The 21369-nt window shown below is 61.7% G+C and carries 8 protein-coding genes; 4 read left to right on the forward strand and 4 right to left on the reverse strand.

The annotated features are described in order from the left end of the window. Positions 1 to 167 precede the first annotated feature (167 nt). Positions 168 to 13166 (reverse strand): non-ribosomal peptide synthetase, encoded by a 12999-nt coding sequence (locus tag D8U18_RS21470; protein ID WP_131108375.1) that lies wholly within the window; start codon positions 13164 to 13166, stop codon positions 168 to 170. Between the two features lie 384 nt (positions 13167 to 13550). Between D8U18_RS21470 and D8U18_RS21475 the strand changes: the two genes are divergently transcribed. Further along, complete coding sequence (locus D8U18_RS21475) at positions 13551 to 14099, forward strand: RNA polymerase factor sigma-70 (RefSeq protein ID WP_056856344.1); 549 nt, start codon at positions 13551 to 13553, stop codon at positions 14097 to 14099. 154 nt (positions 14100 to 14253) lie between these two features. Here the strand turns inward: D8U18_RS21475 and D8U18_RS21480 are convergent, their stop codons facing one another. From D8U18_RS21480 to D8U18_RS21490, 3 genes are all read right to left on the reverse strand, one after another. After that, complete coding sequence (locus tag D8U18_RS21480; protein ID WP_131108376.1) at positions 14254 to 15270, reverse strand: GNAT family N-acetyltransferase; 1017 nt, start codon at positions 15268 to 15270, stop codon at positions 14254 to 14256. A 101-nt stretch (positions 15271 to 15371) separates the two neighbouring features. Next, positions 15372 to 16178, reverse strand: a complete 807-nt coding sequence (locus tag D8U18_RS21485) for a transporter substrate-binding domain-containing protein (protein ID WP_177434499.1) — start codon at positions 16176 to 16178, stop codon at positions 15372 to 15374. A 94-nt stretch (positions 16179 to 16272) separates the two neighbouring features. Beyond that, positions 16273 to 16896 (reverse strand): TetR/AcrR family transcriptional regulator, encoded by a 624-nt coding sequence (locus D8U18_RS21490; RefSeq protein WP_130904073.1) that lies wholly within the window; start codon positions 16894 to 16896, stop codon positions 16273 to 16275. 163 nt (positions 16897 to 17059) lie between these two features. Between D8U18_RS21490 and D8U18_RS21495 the strand changes: the two genes are divergently transcribed. The 3 genes from D8U18_RS21495 to atuC are packed head-to-tail and all read left to right on the forward strand — an operon-like array spanning position 17060 to position 21364. After that, on the forward strand, positions 17060 to 18862 hold the full coding sequence (locus D8U18_RS21495) for an acyclic terpene utilization AtuA family protein (RefSeq protein ID WP_130904074.1): 1803 nt from the start codon (positions 17060 to 17062) through the stop codon (positions 18860 to 18862). A gap of 12 nt (positions 18863 to 18874) precedes the next feature. Continuing rightward, the gene (locus tag D8U18_RS21500) at positions 18875 to 19744 is read left to right on the forward strand and encodes an SDR family oxidoreductase (RefSeq protein WP_131108377.1); all 870 of its coding nucleotides are present in this window, start codon (positions 18875 to 18877) and stop codon (positions 19742 to 19744) included. Positions 19745 to 19747: 3 nt separating this feature from the next. Then, a complete protein-coding gene (gene atuC / locus D8U18_RS21505) occupies positions 19748 to 21364 on the forward strand; it encodes a geranyl-CoA carboxylase subunit beta (RefSeq protein ID WP_130932192.1) in 1617 nt (538 codons plus the stop codon). The last annotated feature ends 5 nt before the right edge of the window (positions 21365 to 21369 follow it).

Here is a 21369-nt window from a genome sequence, read left to right on the forward strand (position 1 = left end):
CGGCTGGCAGGTTGCAGTCAATCGCACCAATGTATGTATTCCTGCTGACGCCATCGCTGGCAAGCCAGTTCCCACAGGGTTCTGAGTCGAACATGGATTTTGTGCACGACATCAATCACTGTGGGAGCTGGCTTGCCAGCGATGGCGTCAGCCCAGGCACTAAAGAATCAAAGCCCCTCCAGCTGCGCCATCAGATCATTCAGCCGATCCACCTTGTCCTCGGTGATCTCACTGGCCGCCAGCCCGTCGATGTAACCGGCCAGTTCTTCCACCGTGCTGCATTCGAACATCGCCCGCAACGGTACATCCCTTTGCAGGGTTTTCTGTACCCGCGAGGCGATCTGCGTGGCCAGCAGCGAATGCCCGCCCAACTCGAAGAAATTGTCGCGAACACCGACCTTCTCCACCTTCAATACCTCGGCCCAGATAGCGGCCAGGGTCTGCTCAAGCTCATTGCGCGGCGCCTGGTAATCCTGGCTTTGCAACTGACCGATTTCCAGCACCGGCAGCGCCTTGCGGTCCAGTTTTCCGTTGGCGTTGAGCGGCATTTTGTCCAGCCACAGCCAGTGCAGCGGCACCATGTATTCCGGCAGTTCGGCGCGCAGGCGCTGCTTGATGCGCTCCAGGCATTCAGCTCGATTGAGCGTTGAATCGGCAGGCACCAGATAGCCGACCAGATGCTTGCCGTTCACACCTTCCTGCACACCGACCGCCGCGTCGCGCACTTGCGACTGTTCATGCAGGCGTGCTTCGATTTCACCCAACTCGATGCGGTAACCGCGAATTTTCACCTGGTGATCGATGCGCCCGACGTATTCCAGCACGCCGTCGCTGCGACGGCGCGCCAGGTCGCCGGTGCGATACAAACGCTCACCCGGTGCGCCAAACGGGTTGGGCACGAACACCTGCGCGGTGCGCAACGAATCGCTGACGTAACCGCGTCCGACGCCGATGCCAGCGACGCACAACTCGCCCACCGCGCCCAGCGGTACCAGTTCCAGTGCGCCGTCGAGCAGGTACAAGCGGTTGTTGTCGGTCGGCGTACCGATCGGCAAATAGCTGCCGCGGGTGGAGGCCGTGTCGACGCGGAAAAACGCCACGTCATCCGAGCACTCCGCCGGGCCGTAGGCATTCACCAGGCCGATGGCCGGGTAACGCTGCAACCATTGATGCGCCAGTTCAGGCGGCATCGCCTCACCGGTCGGCAGCATCCAGCGCAAGCCATCGAGGCTCATCCGCTCCTGGGCGAGCATGCCCTGGATCAGCGATGGCACGCTTTCCAGAACAGTGATGCCCTGGGCCTGCACGTGGGCCAGCAAGCCTTGCGGATCGTGGGCGATGCTGTTCGGCACGATGTCCACCCGAGCACCGAACAACGGCGCAGCGAGAAACTGCCAGACTGAAATGTCGAAGCTTTGCGAAGCCGTCTGCGCGATCACGTCGGACTCGCTCAGGTCCAGATACGGCACCTTGCTCAACTGGTTGTTGAGCATGCCGCGCTGTTCGACCATCACCCCCTTGGGCAAACCGGTGGAACCGGAGGTGTAGATCACGTAGGCCAGGTTGTCCGGGGCGCTGTAGATACCCGGATTGCCCAACGCGACATCGCTCGCCTGCACCTGTTCCCAGACCAGCAATCGAGGCCGATTGGCACAGCTGAATTCTTCCAGCAGCCCAAGCGCTTGCTCGCGACAGGCCTGCGTGCACACCAGCAATGGCGTACGGCTCAGATCGATGATGCGGCTCAGGCGCTGGCTCGGCAGCCCCGGGTCCAGCGGCAGATAACCCGCCCCGGCCTTGAAGCTACCGATGATCATGCCCAGCAGATCGAGGTTGCGCTCGGCCAGCAAGGCCACCGGTTGATCCAGCCCGACACCGGACGCTATCAGCGCATGACCGAGCCGGTTGGCGCGCTGATTCAACTCGGCGTAACTGTGCTGCTCATTCAGGCAACTGGCGGCGATCCGCTGCGGATGCGCGGCCACTTGCGCTTCGAACAAAGCGACATAGCTTTGCTCCAGCGGGTAATGGTGCTCGCTCTGGTTGCAGGCGTGGATCAGAAACGCCTGCTCCTCGGCTCCCAGCAACGGCAGATCGGCCATGTCACCGTGGAAGCCTTCGACCAACGCCAGCAACAATCGCTTGAACTCACCGAGCATGCGCTCGACGGTGTTTTCATCGAAGTAGCGCTGGTCATAGGACAGGTGCAAGCCCAGGTCGTCACCCGGATAGCACACCGCCGTGAGCGGGAAGTTGGTGTGGGTGCGACCCGAATCGGAAGTGGCGTTGAGGCTCTGCGCACGGTCCAGCACCGAGGTTTCCACCGGAGCGTTTTCGAACACGAACAGGCTGTCGAACAGCGGCTGGCCCTTGGGCAATTCGCTTTGTTCCTGGATATTCACCAACGGCAGGTATTCGTACTCGCGCAGTTGCATGTTGCTGTCGAGCAAGTCGCTGAGCCATTGGCGCACGCTGCAACGCCGATCGTCCTGAGGCATTTTTACCCGCAGCGCGATGCTGTTGATGAACAGGCCGACAGTGCGTTGCATCTCTGGCATCTGCACCGGTCGCCCGGCCACCGTGACACCGAACAACACGTCACGATCACCGCTCAAGCGCCGCAGCACCAAAGCCCACGCTGCCTGGGCAAACGTGTTGATGGTCAGTTGATGGGCCTGCGCCAGTTCACGCAATCGTGCACCGTCACGGGCGTCGAGTTTTGTGTAGCGGTCGCCGACGAGCATGCCGCCGCTGTCGCCGGCATGCTCGCGCAAAAACGGCCGGTCGCTCGGGATCGGCGTCGTGCGTTCAAAGCCTTGCAGGTTGGTTTTCCACCACTGCCGCGCTTCGGCCAGGCTCTGGCGTTGCAGCCAGCCGATGTAATCGCGGTAACGCGGCGGCACCGCCAGTTGCGCATCCCGGCCCTCGCCGAAGGCACTGTAGATTTCGAAGAAATCGTTCATCAACAGCGAGCGGCACCAGGCATCGATGAGGATGTGATGGTTGCTCATCATGAACCAGTAGCGCGCCGCCCCTACACGAATCAGGCGCAAGTGGAACGGTGCCTGGTTGAGCAGATCGAAGCCGGCCTCACGCTCGGTCTTGAGCAATGTCTGCAGCTTCGGTTCCTGCTCGGCCTCAGAGATAGCGCTCCAGTCGAGGTATTCGATCGGCGTAGTGCCCGGTTTGTGGATAACCTGCAACATGTCTTCGCCGACGTTCCAGCAGAACGACGCGCGCAAGGCTTCGTGACGAGCGATGACCGCTTGCCAGGCCTGGGTGAAACGCTGCGGATCAAGTTCGCTGTTGATGCGATAGCGATCCTGCATGTAGTACAGGCCGGTACCCGGTTCCAGCAAGGTGTGCAGCAGCATGCCTTCCTGCATCGGGGTCAGTGGGTAGACATCCTCGATCACCGCCGCCGGAACCGGTAGCGCATCCAGTTGCGTCTGGTTGAGCCGGGCCAGCGGGAAGTCCGACGGCGTCAGGCCGCCGACGTCATCACGCAGGCAATGCTCGATCAGGCTTCGCAATTCGCCAAGGTAGGCGTCCGCCAGATCGCCGATGGTCTGTGGATCGTGGCGATCGGCGCTGAAGGTCCAGCGCAATACCAGTTCCCCACCGTAGACCTGACCGTCGACGCTCAACTCGTTTGGCAACGGTGCATTGGCATCGTGGGCCGCGCCGATGGTTTCATCCAGTGGATGGAACAGCGCATCGACACCAAAGCTCTGGTCGAACTGCCCCAGGTAGTTGAAGGTGACCGGCGCCACTGGCAACGCGGCCATGCTGCGGCGACTCTGGTCGTCGGCGAGATATCGCAGCACGCCATAACCCAGGCCTTTGTGCGGCACGGCGCGCAGTTGCTCCTTGATCGCCTTGATCGAAGCGCCCTGTCCTGCAGCCTCTTCAATGTTCGACGGGGTCAGGCGCAGCGGATAAGCACTGGTGAACCAGCCGACAGTGCGAGTCAGGTCAATCTCGTCGAACAGCGTTTCGCGGCCATGGCCTTCCAGTTGAATCAACGCCGAGGCGTGACCGCTCCAACGGCACAGCACACGGGCCAATGCGGTCAGCAGCAGGTCGTTGACCTGGGTGCGATAAGCGCTCGGCGCCTGTTGCAGCAGTTGCCGGGTGCGTTCGCTGTCGAGGCGCACGCTGACGGTTTGCGCGTGACGATTTTGCCGACCACCCTCGGGACGATCACACGGCAAATCGGCGCTCGGCCCCGCCAGTTGCGCCTGCCACCAGCCCAGCTCTTCGCGCAGGGATTCGCTGCCGGCATAGGCCTGCAAGCGTGCGGCCCAGTCCTTGAACGCACTGGTTTTGGCCGGCAGTTTCAGCGACTGCTGCGCGTCGAGTTGGCGGTAAACGGTTTGCAGATCGTCGAGCAGCACACGCCAGGAAACACCATCGACCACCAAGTGGTGAATCGCGATGAACAGCCGTTGCTGGCCCTCGGGACCATCGACCAGCAGCACGCGCATCAGCGGTCCTTCTTCGAGGTCGAGGCTGCGCTGGGCGTCGGCGAACAGCGCGGCGCATTTGTCCATGGAGGCGACGCGCACCTGCCACAGCACCGGCGTATCGGCCATCGCCTGATGTTCAGCATGCCACTGGCCAGCAACCTTGCTGAAGCAAAGGCGCAGGGCATCGTGTTGCTCGATCACTGCCAGCAACGCCTGCTCCAGGCGATGGGGTTCCAGCGGTGCGGTCGGTTGCAGTAGCAACGCCTGGTTCCAGTGTTGGCGCTGTGGAATATCGGTGTCGAAGAACCAGTGCTGGATCGGCGTCAGGCGCGACTCGCCGCTGAGCAAGCCTTGTTCGGCGGTGACCTGCTCGGTGCGGGTCGCCACGGCGGCGAGGGTCTGCACAGTCTGATGCTGGAACAGATCACGCGGGCTGAAATGAATGCCCTGCTGCCGCGCGCGGCTGACCACCTGAATCGACAGGATCGAGTCGCCGCCCAGTTCGAAGAAGTTGTCGTTGAGGCCGACCTGTTCGACGTTCAGCACTTCGCACCAGATCTGCGCCAGCGTGCCTTCCAGTTCGTTGCTCGGCGCCACGTACTGCTGACGGTTCAGCTCCGGGTCCGGCACCGGCAGCGCACGCCGGTCAAGTTTGCCGTTGGCGGTCAGCGGCATGCTGGCCAGCAGAATCAGGTGCGTGGGTACCATGTAATCCGGTAGTTGCGACTTGAGATGCGCCTTGAGCGCTTCGCGCAGTTCGGCCTGTTGCGCTTCGCCAAGCTCTGCGACTTCGCTCACCAGATAGCCGACCAGTTGCTTGCCACTCGGTGCATCCAGCGCCAACACCACGGCTTCACGGACCGACGGATGTTCCAGCAGGCGGGTTTCGATTTCACCCAGTTCGATGCGGAAACCACGGATTTTTACCTGATGGTCAATCCGTCCCAGGTACTCCACCAAACCATCCGCGCGCTGGCGCACCAGATCGCCGGTGCGATAAATACGCCCGCCGTTGTCGGCGAACGGGTCAGCCACAAAGCGTTCAGCGGTCATGCCCGGGCGCAAGTGATAACCCTGGGCCAGGCCCGCGCCACCAACGTACAACTCACCAGTCGCGCCGTGCGGCACCAATGCCAGATCGGCGTCGAGGATGTACGCCACGCGATCACCGATGACGCTGCCGATCGGCACGCTGCCCAGACCTTCTTCCAACACCTGCGGGGCCAGACTGGCCAGCGGCATGACCACGGTTTCCGTCGGGCCGTAGGCATTGAAGAACGCGCTCGGTTTGAACGCTGCGCGAATGCGCGCCAGGTGCTCACCGGTCAGGGCTTCACCGCCAGTGATGATCATGCGCACCGGCAGCGTCTCGTTGCGGGTCGCCAGCCACTGCGCCAGCTGGCTGCCGTAGCTCGGGGTGAAACCGAGGACATTGATGCGATGGGTGCGGATCAGCGCGCAGATTTCTTCGGCATCCCATTGGCCCTGCGCCCGCAGAACCACTTGCGCGCCACTCAACAACGGCACCAGCAAACGCTCGGTCGCAGCGTCGAAGTTGATCGAATAGAAATGCAGTTCGCAGTCGTCCGGGCGCATGGCAAAGCGCTCGATCACTGCACGGCAGTGCATGGCGATTTCACCGTGGGACACCACCACGCCTTTCGGCTTGCCGGTGGAGCCCGAGGTGTAGATCAGGTACGCCTGATGTTGCGCCAGGCTGATAAACGGCAACTCGGTAACGGGATAATCAGCCAGGCTTGCCGCATCTTCTTCCACGCACCAGCGGCCGACCGTCGACGGCAATTCGCCCAAGGCTTTGAACATTGCCGCATCGCTCAAGAGCAGGCCGACGCCGCTGTCTTCGATCATGTAATGCAATCGATCGAGCGGGTATTCCGGGTCCAGCGGCACATAGGCGCCACCGGCCTTGAGGATCGCCAGCAGGCCGACGACCATCTCCAGCGAACGCGCCAATGCCAGGCCCACGCGCACCTGCGGCCCGACGCCGCGCTCGCGCAGCATCCACGCCAGGCGATTGGATCGGCTGTCGAGTTCGGCATAGCTCAAGGTTTGCCCGGCGAACGTCAGTGCCGGGGCATTGGGGCGGGCACACGCCTGCGCGCTGAACAGCTGATGGATGCACTGGTCCAGACGATGTTCGCCCGGTTCGACGCCAAGGCTATCGAGCAGCCTGGTTTGTTCCGCCGCCTCCAGCAGCGGCAGTTCACTGAGGCGCTGTTGCGGATCGGCAATCAACGCTTCGAGCAGGTTGCGCCAATGCCCGGCCATGCGCGCAATCCGCGGCTCGTCGAACAAATCAGTGCTGTAGGTCAGGCAGCAACCCAGGCGATGGTCGAGGTCAGTGACTTCCAGGTTGAGGTCGAACTTGGTCGCGCGGGCGTCGTTGGCCAGGTACTCGACGGTCATGCCGGCCAGGCGACGACTCTGCTGGAATTCCCAGCGCTGCACGTTGCACATCACTTGGAACAGGGGGTTATAGGCGGCGCTTCGCGGCGGTTGCAAGGCTTCCACCAGATGATCGAACGGCAAGTCCTGATGGGACTGGCCTTCGATGACCGTGTGGCGAACCTGCTCGAACAACTCGCCCACGGACATCTGCCCGTCGAGCTGGCAACGCAGCACCTGGGTGTTGAGGAACGCGCCAATCAGTCCTTCGCTTTCCGGACGAATCCGGTTAGCCACCGGAGCGCCGATGCGCAAATCGGTCTGGCCGCTGTAGCGGTACAACAGCGTAGCCAGGGCGGCAGTCATGGTCATGAACAGGGTCAGACCGTTTTGCGCATTGAAAGCGCGGACCCGGGCCGCGAGGTCGTCGCTCAGGTCGAAACGGTACAACTCACCTTGATGGCTTTGCACTGGTGGACGCGGACGGTCGGCGGGCAATTCCAGCAGCGGATGTTCACGACCCAGTTGCGCGGTCCAGTAATCGAGCTGGCGCTGACGTTCACCGGACTCCAGCCACTGCCGCTGCCACACGCTGTAATCGAGGTACTGCACCGGCAGCGGCGCCAGCGGGGATTCGCGGTCATCGACGAACGCTTCGTAAAGCGCGCTCAATTCGCGGGCAAAAATGTCCATCGCCCAACCTTCGGTGACGATGTGGTGCAAGGTCAGTACGAAGTAGTGCTCCTGCTCGGCAGTCTTGACCAGGCAGGCGCGCAGCAACGGTCCGCTTTCCAGATCGAACGGCGTGTGCGCTTGCGCATCGGCCAGTTGCTGGACTTGCCACTCGCGCGCCTCGGCCTCCAGCGCAGTGAAATCCTTGCAGTCCATGCGCACGCCCGTCTCGACATGCACCTGCTGATGCGGCACGCCATCGACGCTCGGGAATGTCGTGCGCAAGGTTTCGTGGCGCAGGATCAGCGCTTGCAAGGCCGCTTCGAAGCGCCCGACATCCAGCACCCCGCGCAGCCTTGCCATGCCGCCGACGTTGTAGGCCGGACTGTCCGGCTCCATCTGCCAGAGGAACCACATGCGCTGCTGGGAATAGGACAGCGGCACCGGTTGGCTGCGGTCGACTGTCTCGATGGGTGGCTGTTTGTTGGTGCTGCCACTGGCCTGGATCAGGCGCACCTGCTCGGCAAATGCGCCCAGTTCGCTGTTCTCGAACAGCGCACGCAACGGCAACTCGATGTCGCAGGCCTGACGGGTGCGGGCAATGATTTGCGTGGCCAGCAGCGAGTGGCCGCCGAGGGCGAAGAAGTCGTCGCGCAGGCCGACTTGCGCCAGACCCAGCACTTCGCGCCAGATGCCGGCGAGCTGTTGCTCCAGTTCAGTCACGGGTTCGACGTGTTCGCGAACCTGCCACTGCGGTTCCGGCAGAGCGCGTCGGTCGAGTTTGCCACTCGGGCCGAGGGGCATTTCAGTCAGGCGCATCAGTTGCGCTGGAACCATGTATTCGGGCAGCTCAGCCGCCAAGGCATTTTTCAGGCGGGCGGTTAGCGCATCGATGGCTTCGGTGGGATCCGTCGTGGTGTAGTAAGCGATCAGTTGTCCGCCGGCCGAAGTTTCGCGCACCAACACGACAGTTTGAGCCACGCCATCCTGGGCAAGCAGTCGCGCTTCGATTTCTTGCGGTTCGACGCGGAAGCCGCGCAACTTGAGCTGCTGATCGAGGCGACCGAGGTATTCGATCACGCCGTCGCCAGTCCAGCGTGCACGATCACCGGTGCGATACAGACGGGCGCCCTCCTCGCCCAATGGATCGACGACAAAGCGCTCAGCAGTCAACCCAGGACGGCCCAGATAGCCTCGCGCCAAACCAATGCCACTGATGCACAACTCACCCGGCACGCCGGCCGGAACAGGGTTGAGTTGGCTGTCGAGTACGCGGCAAATCACGTTGGCCAATGGCCGGCCAATCGGCGAGCGTTCGCCATCGGCGCTGGAGCACTGCCAATGGGTGACGTTGATCGCGGTTTCGGTCGGACCGTAGCGGTTGTGCAACTGTACGGCTGGCAGTTGCGCCAGCACGCGGTTGCGCAGCTCCGCTGGCAAGGCTTCGCCGCCGGAGAATACGCGGCGCAGGCGGGTACATTGCGCGCTGAGCGGTTCATCGATGAACAGTGAAAGCAGCGGCGGCACGAAGTGCAGCGTGGTCACGCCGTACGTCTGCACAAGCTGCGCGATACGGTGCGGGTCGCGGTGTTCGCCAGGGCTGGCGATCAGCAGCCGTGCGCCGCTGATCAGCGGCCAGAAGCACTCCCACACCGACACGTCGAAACTGATCGGCGCCTTTTGCATCAGCACGTCGCTGTCGTTCAGGCGATAGGTGTTCTGCATCCATTGCAGGCGTTCGGCGAGCGCCGCGTGGGTGTTGCCGACACCTTTGGGCTGGCCAGTGGAGCCGGATGTGTAAATCACGTACGCGAGGTTGTCGCCGTGCAGGTGCAAACCCGGCGCGTGGCTCGGCCAGCGCTCCAGATGCAGGGCATCCATGGCGATCACGCTGACGCCGTCAGGCGCCGGCAAGTGCTCCAACAATTGAGTTTGCGTCAGCAGCAATTGCACGCCGCTGTCGCCGAGCATGTAGGCCAGGCGTTCGGCGGGGTAGTCCGGGTCCAGCGGCACATAGGCGCCGCCAGCCTTGATGATCGCCAGCAGGCCGATCAGCAGTTGCGGCGAACGCTCGCAGGCGATGGCCACGCAGACATCCGGCCCCACGCCTTTGTCACGCAGGTAATGGGCCAGGCGATTGGCCTGGGTGTGCAGTTCAGCGAAGTCCATTTGGCCGCCGTCCCACAGCAGCGCGGTGCGTTCCGGCGTCTGGCGTGCCTGTTCGTTGAGCAGTTCCGGCAGCCATTGGCTGGCGGGCGTGCACGGTGCAACGGACCAGTCGGCCTGCTGCTCGTGTTCAGTAACGGTCAGCAGTTGCAGGTCGCCGATGGCGGTTTGCGGTTGAGTACAGATGGCGCGCAACAGGTGATTGAAATGCTCGGACAGCCGTTCGATGGTCGTCGCATCGAACAGCTCGCTGGCGTAATCGAACGAGAGGCTCAAGCGGCCGTTACGATCTTCCTCACTGTGCAATTGCAGATCGAACTTGGCTTGGCGGCTATGCCACGGCAACTCTTCAGCGAGCAACCCCGGGAGGCGCTTCAAGGCGCTGAGGTCGCGCTGCTGGTGGTTGAACATGACCTGGAACAAGCCTTGTTCACGGGCCTGCGGGAAGGCTTCGAGCAGTTGTTCGAACGGCAAGTCCTGATGCGCTTGCGCACCCATTGCCGCGTGCCGGGTTTGCGCCAGCAGTTCGGTGAAGGGCATCCGCGAATCCAGTTCGGCGCGCAGTACCTGGGTGTTGATGAAGAAACCGATCAGGCCCTGGGTTTCCAGGCGCGGGCGGTTGGCGTTCGGTACGCCGATGCGGATATCACGCTGGCCGCTGTAGCGATGCAACAGGCTTTGCAGCGCGGCCAGCAACAGCATGAAGGTGGTCGATTCATGGGCCTGCGCGGTCTGGCGAATCGCCTCGCTCAGGTCGACGTCCAAACGCACGGTGTGGCGGGCGGCGCTGTGCAGTTGTTGGGCCGAGCGCGGATGGTCGGTGGCCAGGTTCAGGGTAGGATGTTCATCGCCCAACTGCTCTTTCCAGTAGGCCAATTGACGCTCGCCCTCGCCTTGCGCCAGCCATTGCCGCTGCCAGTTGCCATAGTCGGCGTATTGGGCTGGCAACGGCGCGAGCGTTGCTTGCTGCCCCTGACAGGCCGCCGCGTACAACCGTGCGAACTCGTCGATCAACACGTTCAGCGACCAACCGTCGGCGATGATGTGATGCATCGTCAGCAACAGCTGATGATCTTCGTCGTCAAGGCGCACCAGCGTCACCCAGAACAATGGGCCTTTCTCCAGATCGAACTGAGTCCGCGCTTCGTCTTCGCGGATTTGCTGCGCACGGGCTTCACGCTCGGCCAGCGGTAGATCACTGATGTCGATCAATTGCAGATTGAACTCACCGGCCGCAACGACTTGTTGCAGTGCCACGCCGTCGCGCTCGAAGAAGCGTGTACGCAGGGATTCATGGCGTTCGATCAACTGCTGGAAACTGGCGCACAAGGCGTCTTGATTCAACTCGCCACGCAGGCGCAGGGCGCCGGGAATGTTGTAGGCGCAGCTCACGGGGTCGAGTTGCCAGGTGATCCACAGACGGTTTTGCGCCAGGGATTGCGGCATCGGTTGATGGCGCGACAGCACAGTGATTGTGCTTTGGGCAAGGCCACCGTCCTGTTGCTGGCGAGCCAGCGCAGCGGCGAATGCGCCGAGGGTCGGTGCTTCGAACAGCAGGCGCAGGTTCAACTCCAGCCCCAGTTCCTCGCGCAGACGCGCCACCACCTGAGTGGCCGCAATGGAGTTGCCACCGAGCAGGAAGAAGTGATCGTCGGCGCTCACTTGCTCAACCTGTAATTGTTCGCACCAGATCCGGCCTATCAGGCTTTGCAGCTCAGAGCCCGATTGAGGATTGCCTGCGCTTTCGGTCGTGGCTGACGGGAACACGGCATAGCTGTCGAGGCTGCCATCCGCCAGGCGATTGCGGCACGCCGAGCGCTGCAATTTGCCGCTGGAAGTCTTGGGCAGTGCGCCCGGATTGAGCAGCACTACCACGCTGGGTGCTTGCTGACAGGCCTCGGCAACAGCCTGGCGAATCGCTTTGATCAGCGCTTCGGGCGGGAGGATTTTTTGCACGCTGCGGCTGATTTCCGCAGCGATGCCGATGCCTTCCTGTCCGTCCACACTGACGGCGAACGCAGCAACGCGCCCTTTGCGTACGACCTCCACTTCACGCTCGACGGTCTGTTCGATGTCCTGCGGATAAAGATTGTGACCGCGCACGATCAGCATGTCTTTCAGGCGGCCGGTGATGAACAACTCACCGCCGCGCATGAAACCCAGGTCACCGCTGCGCAGCCAGGTACGACCGGCGTGCTGGACGAACGTCTTGGCCGAGGCTTCGGGGTTGCGCCAGTATCCGTGGGCGATACTCGGGCCGGCGGCCCAGACTTCGCCGACAGCATTGTCGGCCAGTTCAGTGTGCGACGCTGGATCGACAATCAACACCGCGTGATCCGGCTGAGCGATGCCGCAGCTCATGATCGCACTGCCCTCGCCCGGCTCGGCGCGGTTCTGCGTCAGGGCCTGATCGTCCACGCGCAGGTTGCCGATGCCATGGCCGCGCGGCGTACCGGCGACGAACAGCGTGGCTTCAGCCAGACCATAAGAAGCCATGAAGTTGTCCGCCGTGAAACCGCAGCCGGCAAACTTTTCGGCAAAGTGCTCCAGAGTGTCGAGGCGGATCGGTTCGGAACCGGAATACGCCACGCGCCAACGGCTCAGGTCGAGGCGCTCCAGCGCCGAATCACTGACTCGCTCGCTGCACAGGCGATAGGCAAAGTCCGGCCCGCCGCTGATGGTGCCACCATATTCACTGATCGCTTCGAGCCAGCGTAGCGGCCGGCCGAGGAAGTACGCCGGCGACATCAGCACGCATTCTACGCCGCTGAAAATCGGTTGCAGCAGGCCGCCGATCAGCCCCATGTCGTGGTACAGCGGCAGCCAGCTGACGATCACGTCATCGGGGTTGAGGTCGATCCCGAAACCGTGGCGGATCAGCAACTCATTGGCCACCAGATTGCCGTGGCTGACTTGCACGCCTTTGGGCAGCGCGGTGGAGCCGGAGGTGTATTGCAGGAATGCGATGTGAGCGTCTTGCAGACCCGGTGCCTGCCAACGCTCGGCCATGGCGCTGTCAAGGGTATCGACACACAGCAACGGCGGCGCGCCTTCGATTTGCAGCAACGCATCACACAGGTCGGCGCTGGTCAGCAACAGGCGCGGCTCGGCGTCGCTGATGATCGACAGCAAACGCTCCTGATGATGACGCTTGGCAGACTCTGGCGGATAAGCCGGCACTGCAATCACGCCGGCATACAGGCAACCGAAAAACGCCGCGACGTAATCCGGGCCACTGGGAAACAGCAACACCGCACGGTCGCCAAAATCCGCCTCGGCCTGTAAAGCACCGGCAATGATTCGCGCCCGTTGATCCAGCTCGCGATAACTGAGCACCACAGCCTGATCCCGGGTTTCGGCGAGAAAACGCAAGGCCACACGGTCCGGCGTCAGGGCCGCGCGGCGCTGAAGGGCGTGGGCCAGTGTGCTGGGGAGTTCGAACGCGTCGGTCATGAGCTTTCCTGCCTGAATTCGGCTTGCAAATGGAATCGGTTTTTCTGTCGTCACGCCCCATTCAAGGGCGCGCAGGGCGCGGTCTTTGCCGACCGCGCAAGGCATTGGGCATACGGTTGTGCCAGGGCAACTGCCCGGAGCCATTCACCAATGAGGACGGATGACATCTGGAAATAATTAGTCGGCAGGCGTTAGCGCCAACCAGGCCGGGAGGCGGCAAGCGTGCGTCAGCGTGTCGCAGTTCGCACTCTGCACCTTTGAGGAGCATTAGTTCTCTTTCTCAATTGACAATCATTATCATTCAACATAATTTGTCGCTCGATGTGTAGGGCGGCCACGGACTTCTTGCTGCCCCACTAACCTTTTGGCAGCAGGGTGATTTCCATGACGGAACAAGTCTCCACAAGCAGGTGCGACTCGCCGCTACTTCAGGCATTCGTCGACAATCGACTGATTCTGGTCAAGATTGCAGCCCGCATCACCGGCTGCCGATCACGCGCTGAAGACGTGGTGCAGGACGCGTTTTTCCGGCTGCAATCCGCACCGCAGATCACGTCGTCGTTCAAGGCCCAGCTCAGCTATCTGTTCCAGATCGTGCGCAACCTGGCGATTGATCACTACCGTAAACAGGCGCTGGAGCAAAAGTATTCCGGGCCTGAAGAGGAAGGTCTGAACGTGGTGATCCAGGGAGCTTCGCCGGAAACTTCGCACATCAATTTCTCGACCCTGGAAAACATCGCCGACGCACTGACAGAGCTGCCGAGCCGCACCCGCTACGCTTTCGAGATGTATCGCTTGCACGGCGTGCCACAGAAAGACATCGCCAAGGAACTCGGCGTCTCGCCAACCCTGGTGAACTTCATGATTCGCGATGCACTGGTGCACTGCCGCAAGGTCTCGGGCAGTCGGGCGGATACCTTTGCTCGTCGTTAAGATCTGAAATTTGCGTCACCCCAATCGCTAGCAAGCTAGCTCCTACATTGATCTCTGGTGTTCACGAAAACCATGTACACCAAAGTTCCATTGTGGGAGCTAGCCTGCTAGCGATGACGGACTCAAGATCAGAACAAGCCTTGAGCCCTCCCCTTCACACCAACCCACACCGCTCGAAAAACCGCTCACGCCCCAACACCATCAATGCGGCACGCTTGTGCGGGAAGTCGAACTCTTTCTCGCGGTAAAACCGCTGATCCTGCATGTAGCCGATCATCCTGGCGTTGTCGGCCCGGGGCTCGGCGACCACTCGCTGCGTACGCGGATCATCAAGAAACAGGTAATGCACCAACGCCGATAACCAGCTCGCCACCTTGTGCGGGCCACGGTGATTCTCCTCGCCCACCAGCATGTGGATGCCACGGTCATAATCGTTGGCATCGTAGAACGGTGCGATGCGATCTTCCTTGGCCCAATAGGCTTCGTAATAGGCAAACGGTTGATCGTCGAAACAACCGATCAGCGTCAGGGTGTGGGGGTCGGCCTGGAGTTTGCTCAGGTACTGGCGATGCTGTTCGAGGCTGCCCTCCTCCTGCCAGAAACTCGCCACTCGCGCGCTGTTCTGCCACCGATTGAAACGCGCCAGATCGACATCGATGTCCACGGTGCGCAGGGAAATCCACAGGCCCAGGCGCGCATCGAATCGTCGGTAAACCTCGCCTCGTGGTTTGCCCGGCCGCAAAGGGTGACGCTTGCCCCCACTGATGACCATTTGCTGGGGATAGCTGTTGGTCAATTGCACCCGCCACGGCTGTGGCAACTGCCAGAACAGCGTGCGCTCACAACGGTATTGATTGGCCGTGTCCGTGGTGACCAGCAAACCACTGAGCAGTGCCTCGTCCGGGGCTTCATCGAGATGCCAGGTAAGGCGCTGGCAGGCCGGATCCCGGGCGAACAGCCAATAACAGGCCGCCCACAGAGCCGCTACATTCGGTTGGCCGCAGCCTTCCTCCCGCTGCAACTGCAGCTGCAGCTCAGGATCGCGAGTCAGGCGCAGCTGGACCAGCGGTTGGCCGTCAAGGCTGAGGCTCAAGCGGTTTTCGGTTTCATCGGCTACAAGTCGACTGCCCGAAGGTAAAACCAGGGCGGTCAGGTCATTCTGAATGGACATGGGTCGGGCTCACGCTAATGGTCGACAGTTCAACCATGTGACGTCAGCCGCGGCGGGAAATTTAAGAGAAGTCGCTCAAGGGTTGATCTCAAGCAACGCGCTCAGTTACCGGAAACGGGCACCACCGCAATCTTGTACGGATCGAAAATCTTCAGCATCTGGCCATTGTCCCGCAGCCCTTGCAGCAACCTGCCGAACGCTTCGCCACTGATGGGCGCTGCCGGGCGCAGGATGGCGTAATGGTGATAGATCTGATCGATGCGATCGGACACCAGCAACTCATTGGCCACATTCAGATTGCGCAAAAAATAGTCGTTGAGATAGGAACGTGTGACCAGCGCGATGTCGGCCCGCCCGCGCAAGACCATCAACAGGTTGCTGTCATGGGAGTAGGTCAACGTGGCGTTATGGTTCTTGGCGAGATACTGGGGCTCGGCAATAAAGTTGGCGAATTCGTAGTGGTAACCACTGAACAGTGCCAGGCGCTTGCCGGTCAGGTCTGCAAAATAGTCTTGCTGGCGAATCGCACGCCCCTCGGGCTGACGTTGTGCGACGAAAATCTCCGCGTCTTCCAGGCCCATGTCGACATCGGTATGGGGAATGTCTTTCCAGCCCCAGGCGGGGTTTTCGAAGATCGCCATGTCGATCCGCCCTTGCTTGAAGTCACCAAAGCGCCGAGGAATGGAAGTGGGAACCAGGACGAACTGATAGTCACTCTGCAGGGCGTTCAAGGCCTCGACCAGTTGCGGCAGCAAGCCGGTATCGGCGCCGGACTCGGGGCGCACGGTGTACGGAGGAAAATGCGCGGCACCGATTCGCACCAATTGCGCGGCCTGGGACGGCAGCATCCATAACGCCACAAGCACCGTCAGCAAAAGCCGCGAAGCTGTCCGAATTGGCGAAGACATCAAGACAAGCCACTCCCCAAAAGTACTGCATCAATGCATTCAAGCTAGGCGGTTTCGCCCAGTTAGCCAGTTTCCCGCCAACCTACAAAGCAAATCATTTTTCCTCAAGTACCAGAATCAGTGCTTCGTCGGCCAGTTGATCCAGGCTCATGCTGCCACCGGCGCGAAACCAGGTGGTTGTCCAGGACAGCGCCCCGGTCAGAAAACGTCGTGTGATGAACACATCACCCCGGATAAAACCGGCGCTTTTGGCTTCACCCAATACCTGCAACCAGATGTCTTCATAGATGTCGCGCAATGCCAACACCTTGGCCTGCCCCTCCTCAGACAGCGACCGCCATTCATAGACCAATACCGCCATGGCCTCGCCACTGCCGCCCATGATCGACTGCAATTCACAACGGATCAGCGCCAGAACGCGCTCGCGCACATTGCCGGCCTCGGCAATGGCGGCACGCATCAACGCGGTGTTGTAACGAATGGTCTCCTCCATCACCGCGCGCAGGATGTCATCCTTGCTTTTGAAGTGATGAAAAATGCTGCCCGACTGAATGCCTACCGCACCGGCCAGATCGCGCACGGTGGTGCGCTCGTAACCTTTATTGCGAAACAGGTGAGCCGCCACTTGCAGCAACTTGCCACGGGCACTGTCCGGATCGGTCAACTGGCCGTTGTCGACCAATTCGCGCATGACTCCAAGGGCTCTTTGCTCATCCACCCGATCTCTCCTACAGTCGTGATCACCGCTAAAACAGCGGGGTTGCGCGGGCAATTTAAGCTGACGGCCCGAACCAAGCAAGCGCTCGGGCAGAAGATATTTTTCGTGATTTACAAACCAAGCGCTTGCTTGGTAGTCTCGATGCACTCTGTTGGAGGTGGTTATGGAATTGACTGCGCCAAAAACGATTCGCATTGGCTGCGCCAGCGCATTCTGGGGCGATACCTCGACCGCGGCCGCGCAACTGGTGAATGGCGGACGTCTGGACTATCTGGTTTTCGACTACTTGGCCGAGATCACCCTGTCGATCATGGCCGGCGCACGCATGAAAGACCCCTTGAGCGGTTACGCGGGCGATTTCATCGAGGTTCTCAGCCCCCTGCTCCCACAACTTGCCGAGCAAAATATCCGGGTCATCAGCAATGCCGGCGGGATCAACCCGCAAGCCTGTGCCGCCGCCCTGCAAGCAGCCTGCGACAAGGCCGGCGTTTCATTGAAGATCGCCGTGCTGCTGGGCGATGACCTGCAACCGCAACTCAAACGATTGAACACCCTGGGCATCCATGAAATGTTCAGCGGAGCGCCATTGCCACCGATGTGCGTGTCGACCAACGCCTACCTCGGCGCACCGGGCATCGTCGAAGCCCTGCGCCTGGGAGCGGACATCGTGATCACCGGGCGCGTGGTCGACAGCGCGGTGGTCAGTGCCGCGCTGGTGCATGAGTTCGGCTGGTCGTGGCACGATTACGACAAGCTGGCCCAGGCCGCACTGGCCGGGCACATCATCGAATGCGGCGCCCAGTGCACGGGCGGCAACTTCACCGACTGGCGCGATGTGCCCGATTACGAGCACATCGGTTTCCCCATCGTCGAAGTCAGCGCCGACGGCCAGTTTGTCGTCAGCAAACCCGAAGGTTCCGGTGGTCTGGTCACGCCGCTGACAGTGGGCGAGCAGATGCTCTATGAAATCGGCGATCCGCGCGCGTATCTGCTGCCGGATGTGGTCTGCGACTTCACTCAGGTCAAATTGCACCAGCAGGGCAAGAACGCCGTGCAGGTGCACGGTGCGAAAGGCTTGCCGCCTACCGATCAGTACAAGGTCAGCGCCACGTATCCGGATGGTTTCCGATGCACCGCCAGTTGCCTGATCGCAGGTATCGATGCGGTGGACAAGGCCCGGCGCGTCAGTGAAGCCATCATCAACAAGACCTCGGAAATATTCACTCAACGCGGCTGGCGTCCCTTCAGTGAGGTGAACGTCGAACTGCTCGGCAGCGAGGCGACCTACGGTCCCCATGGCCAGCGCTCAGACAGCCGCGAAGTGGTGATCAAACTCGCGGTGCGCCATCCGGACAAACAGGCGTTGATCGTGTTCTCCAGGGAAATCGCCCAGGCCGCCACCGGCATGGCGCCCGGGCTGACCGGCATCGTCGGCGGCCGGCCCACGGTCTATCCGCTGATCCGACTGTTCTCGTTCCTGATCGACAAAAGCGTCTGCACACTGGAAATTGATTTCATGGGCCAGCGCCACCCGTGTGTCCTGCCCGCCCTCGATGCGCTCGACAGCGCCGAACTGCCCACAGTGCTCGACCCACCGAAACCCACTGGTCTGGCCGACGCCAGCGTGGCGCTGGTCAAACTCGCGGTGGCGCGCTCCGGCGACAAGGGTAATCACAGCAACATCGGCGTCATGGCCCGCGATCCCGAGTACCTGCCGTGGATCGCCGAGGCGCTGACGCCGGAGGTCATTGTCGACTGGATGAGCCATGTTCTCGACCCGGTACTGGGTCGCGTCGAGCGCTGGTATTTGCCGGCCACTCACAGCCTGAACTTCCTGCTGGAAAACGCCCTCGGTGGCGGTGGCGTCGCCAGCCTGCGCATCGATCCGCAAGGCAAGGCCTTCGCCCAGCAACTGCTGGAGATCCAGATTCCGGTGCCGCAGCGCATCGCCGACCAGGTCAACTAGAGGACAACCGCCATGGCCTACGATTCGATTTTCAAAGCCGATCTGTTTGCCGGCCAAAACATCATCGTCACCGGTGGCGGCAGCGGTATTGGTCGCTGCACCGCCCACGAACTGGCGGCCCTCGGCGCGCATGTGCTGCTGGTGGGGCGCAATGCGGACAAACTCAAAGCGGTCGCCAGCGAGATTATCGACGACGGCGGCAAGGCCGACTGGAGCACCTGCGACATTCGCGAAGAAGAAGCCGTGACGCATCTGGTCAGCGAACTGATCCGTAAACACGGGCCGATTCACGGTCTGGTCAACAATGCCGGAGGGCAGTACCCGTCGCCACTGGCCTCGATCAATCAGAAAGGTTTCGAAACGGTGATGCGCACCAATCTGGTGGGCGGTTTCCTGATGGCCCGTGAAGTGTTCAACCAATCCATGAGCAAACACGGCGGGGCGATCGTCAACATGCTGGCTGACATGTGGGGCGGCATGCCGGGCATGGGGCATTCGGGGGCGGCGCGGTCGGGTATGGACAACCTGACCAAGACAGCCGCATTCGAGTGGGGATACGCCGGGGTGCGGGTCAATGCCGTGGCGCCAGGCTGGATTGCTTCCAGTGGCATGGACACCTACGAAGGTGCGTTCAAGGCGGTGATCCCGACCTTGCGCGAACACGTGCCGCTCAAGCGCATCGGTACTGAATCGGAAGTCAGCGCGGCGATTGTTTTCCTGCTCAGCCCGGCCGCAGCCTTCATCAGCGGCAGCACCTTGCGCATCGACGGCGCCGCCAGCCTTGGCGGACGGGCATGGCCGATTCACAAGGCGACGAACAGCGAATCGTATAACGGCTTCCATCGCGCCTACCTTCCCGACGTCCTCAAGGACAAGGAATAACCCATGCCGGTGATCCAGTCGCAACTCGATCCCGACAGCGAACAGTTCGCGCAAAACCGTGCGGCGATGCTCAGCGCGGTCGAACAGGTCCAAACCCTCGAACAGAACCTGCTGGACAAGGCGGCCGAAGCCAAAGCCAAATTCGACAAGCGCGGTCAACTGTTACCCCGAGAACGCCTCAATCTGCTCCTCGACCCCGGTGCGCCGTTCCTCGAACTGGCAAGCCTGGCCGGCTATAAACTGCACGATGACAAGGACGGCAGTTCGGCCGGCGGCGGCTTGATCGCCGGCATTGGTTATGTGTCCGGTGTGAGGGTGCTGGTGGTGGCGAACAACAGCGCCATCAAGGGCGGGACCATTTCCCCCAGCGGCTTGAAAAAATCCCTGCGCCTGCAACAGATCGCCATGGAAAACAAACTGCCGGTGATCACTCTGGCCGAAAGCGGCGGCGCCAATCTCAACTACGCGGCAGAGATTTTCGTCGAAGGTGCGCGCAGCTTCGCCAACCAGGCGCGGATGTCGGCCATGGGTCTGCCGCAGATCACCGTGGTGCATGGCTCTGCCACGGCGGGCGGCGCTTACCAGCCCGGATTGTCGGACTACGTGGTGGTGGTGCGCGGCAAGGCCAAACTGTTCCTCGCCGGGCCCCCACTGCTGAAAGCGGCGACCGGGGAAATCGCCACAGACGAAGAGCTGGGTGGCGCCGAGATGCACGCACAAACGGCCGGCACCGCAGAATACCTGGCAGAAAACGATGCCGATGGCGTGCGTCAGGTGCGCGAAATTGTCGCCATGCTGCCGTGGAACGAACAACTGCAATGGTCACCCGAACTCCGCTGGGAAGAGCCGCTCTACCCGATCGACGAACTGCTGGGACTGATCCCGGATGACCCGAAGAAACCTTACGACGTGCGCGAGATCATCGCCCGCATCGCCGACGGCTCGAACTTCCTCGAGTTCAAGGCCGAATACGATCAGCAGACCGTCTGCGGACAGCTGAAAATCCAGGGCCGCGCCTGCGGTTTCATTGGTAACAACGGCCCGATCACACCCAAGGGTGCAAGCAAGGCGGCGCAGTTCATCCAGCTCTGCGACCAGAGCCAGACCCCCTTGCTGTTCTTTCATAACACCACCGGGTTCATGGTCGGCACCGAATCGGAGCAGCAAGGTGTGATCAAGCATGGCGCCAAGATGATTCAGGCAGTGGCCAATGCCCGTGTGCCCAAGCTGACCATCGTGGTCGGCGGTTCCTACGGCGCCGGCAACTATGCGATGTGCGGGCGCGGCCTGGACCCGCGCTTCATCTTCGCCTGGCCCAACAGCCGTACCGCGGTGATGGGCGGCGCGCAGGCGGGCAAAGTGCTGCGCATCGTCACCGAGGCCAAACAGGCCAAGGACGGGCTGGTACCTGATCCGAAAATGCTCGACATGCTCGAGCAGGTCACGGCGCAGAAACTCGACAGCCAGGCCACGGCGCTCTATGGCAGTGCCAACCTGTGGGACGACGGTTTGATCGACCCGCGCGATACCCGGACCCTGCTCGGTTACTTGCTGGATATCTGTCAGGAGGCCCGGGTGCGGCCGCTGCAAGCCAACAGTTTTGGTGTAGCCCGTTTGTGATTGAT

The organism is Pseudomonas sp. Sample_10 (assembly GCF_004321495.1).
Lineage (GTDB): Bacteria > Pseudomonadota > Gammaproteobacteria > Pseudomonadales > Pseudomonadaceae > Aquipseudomonas.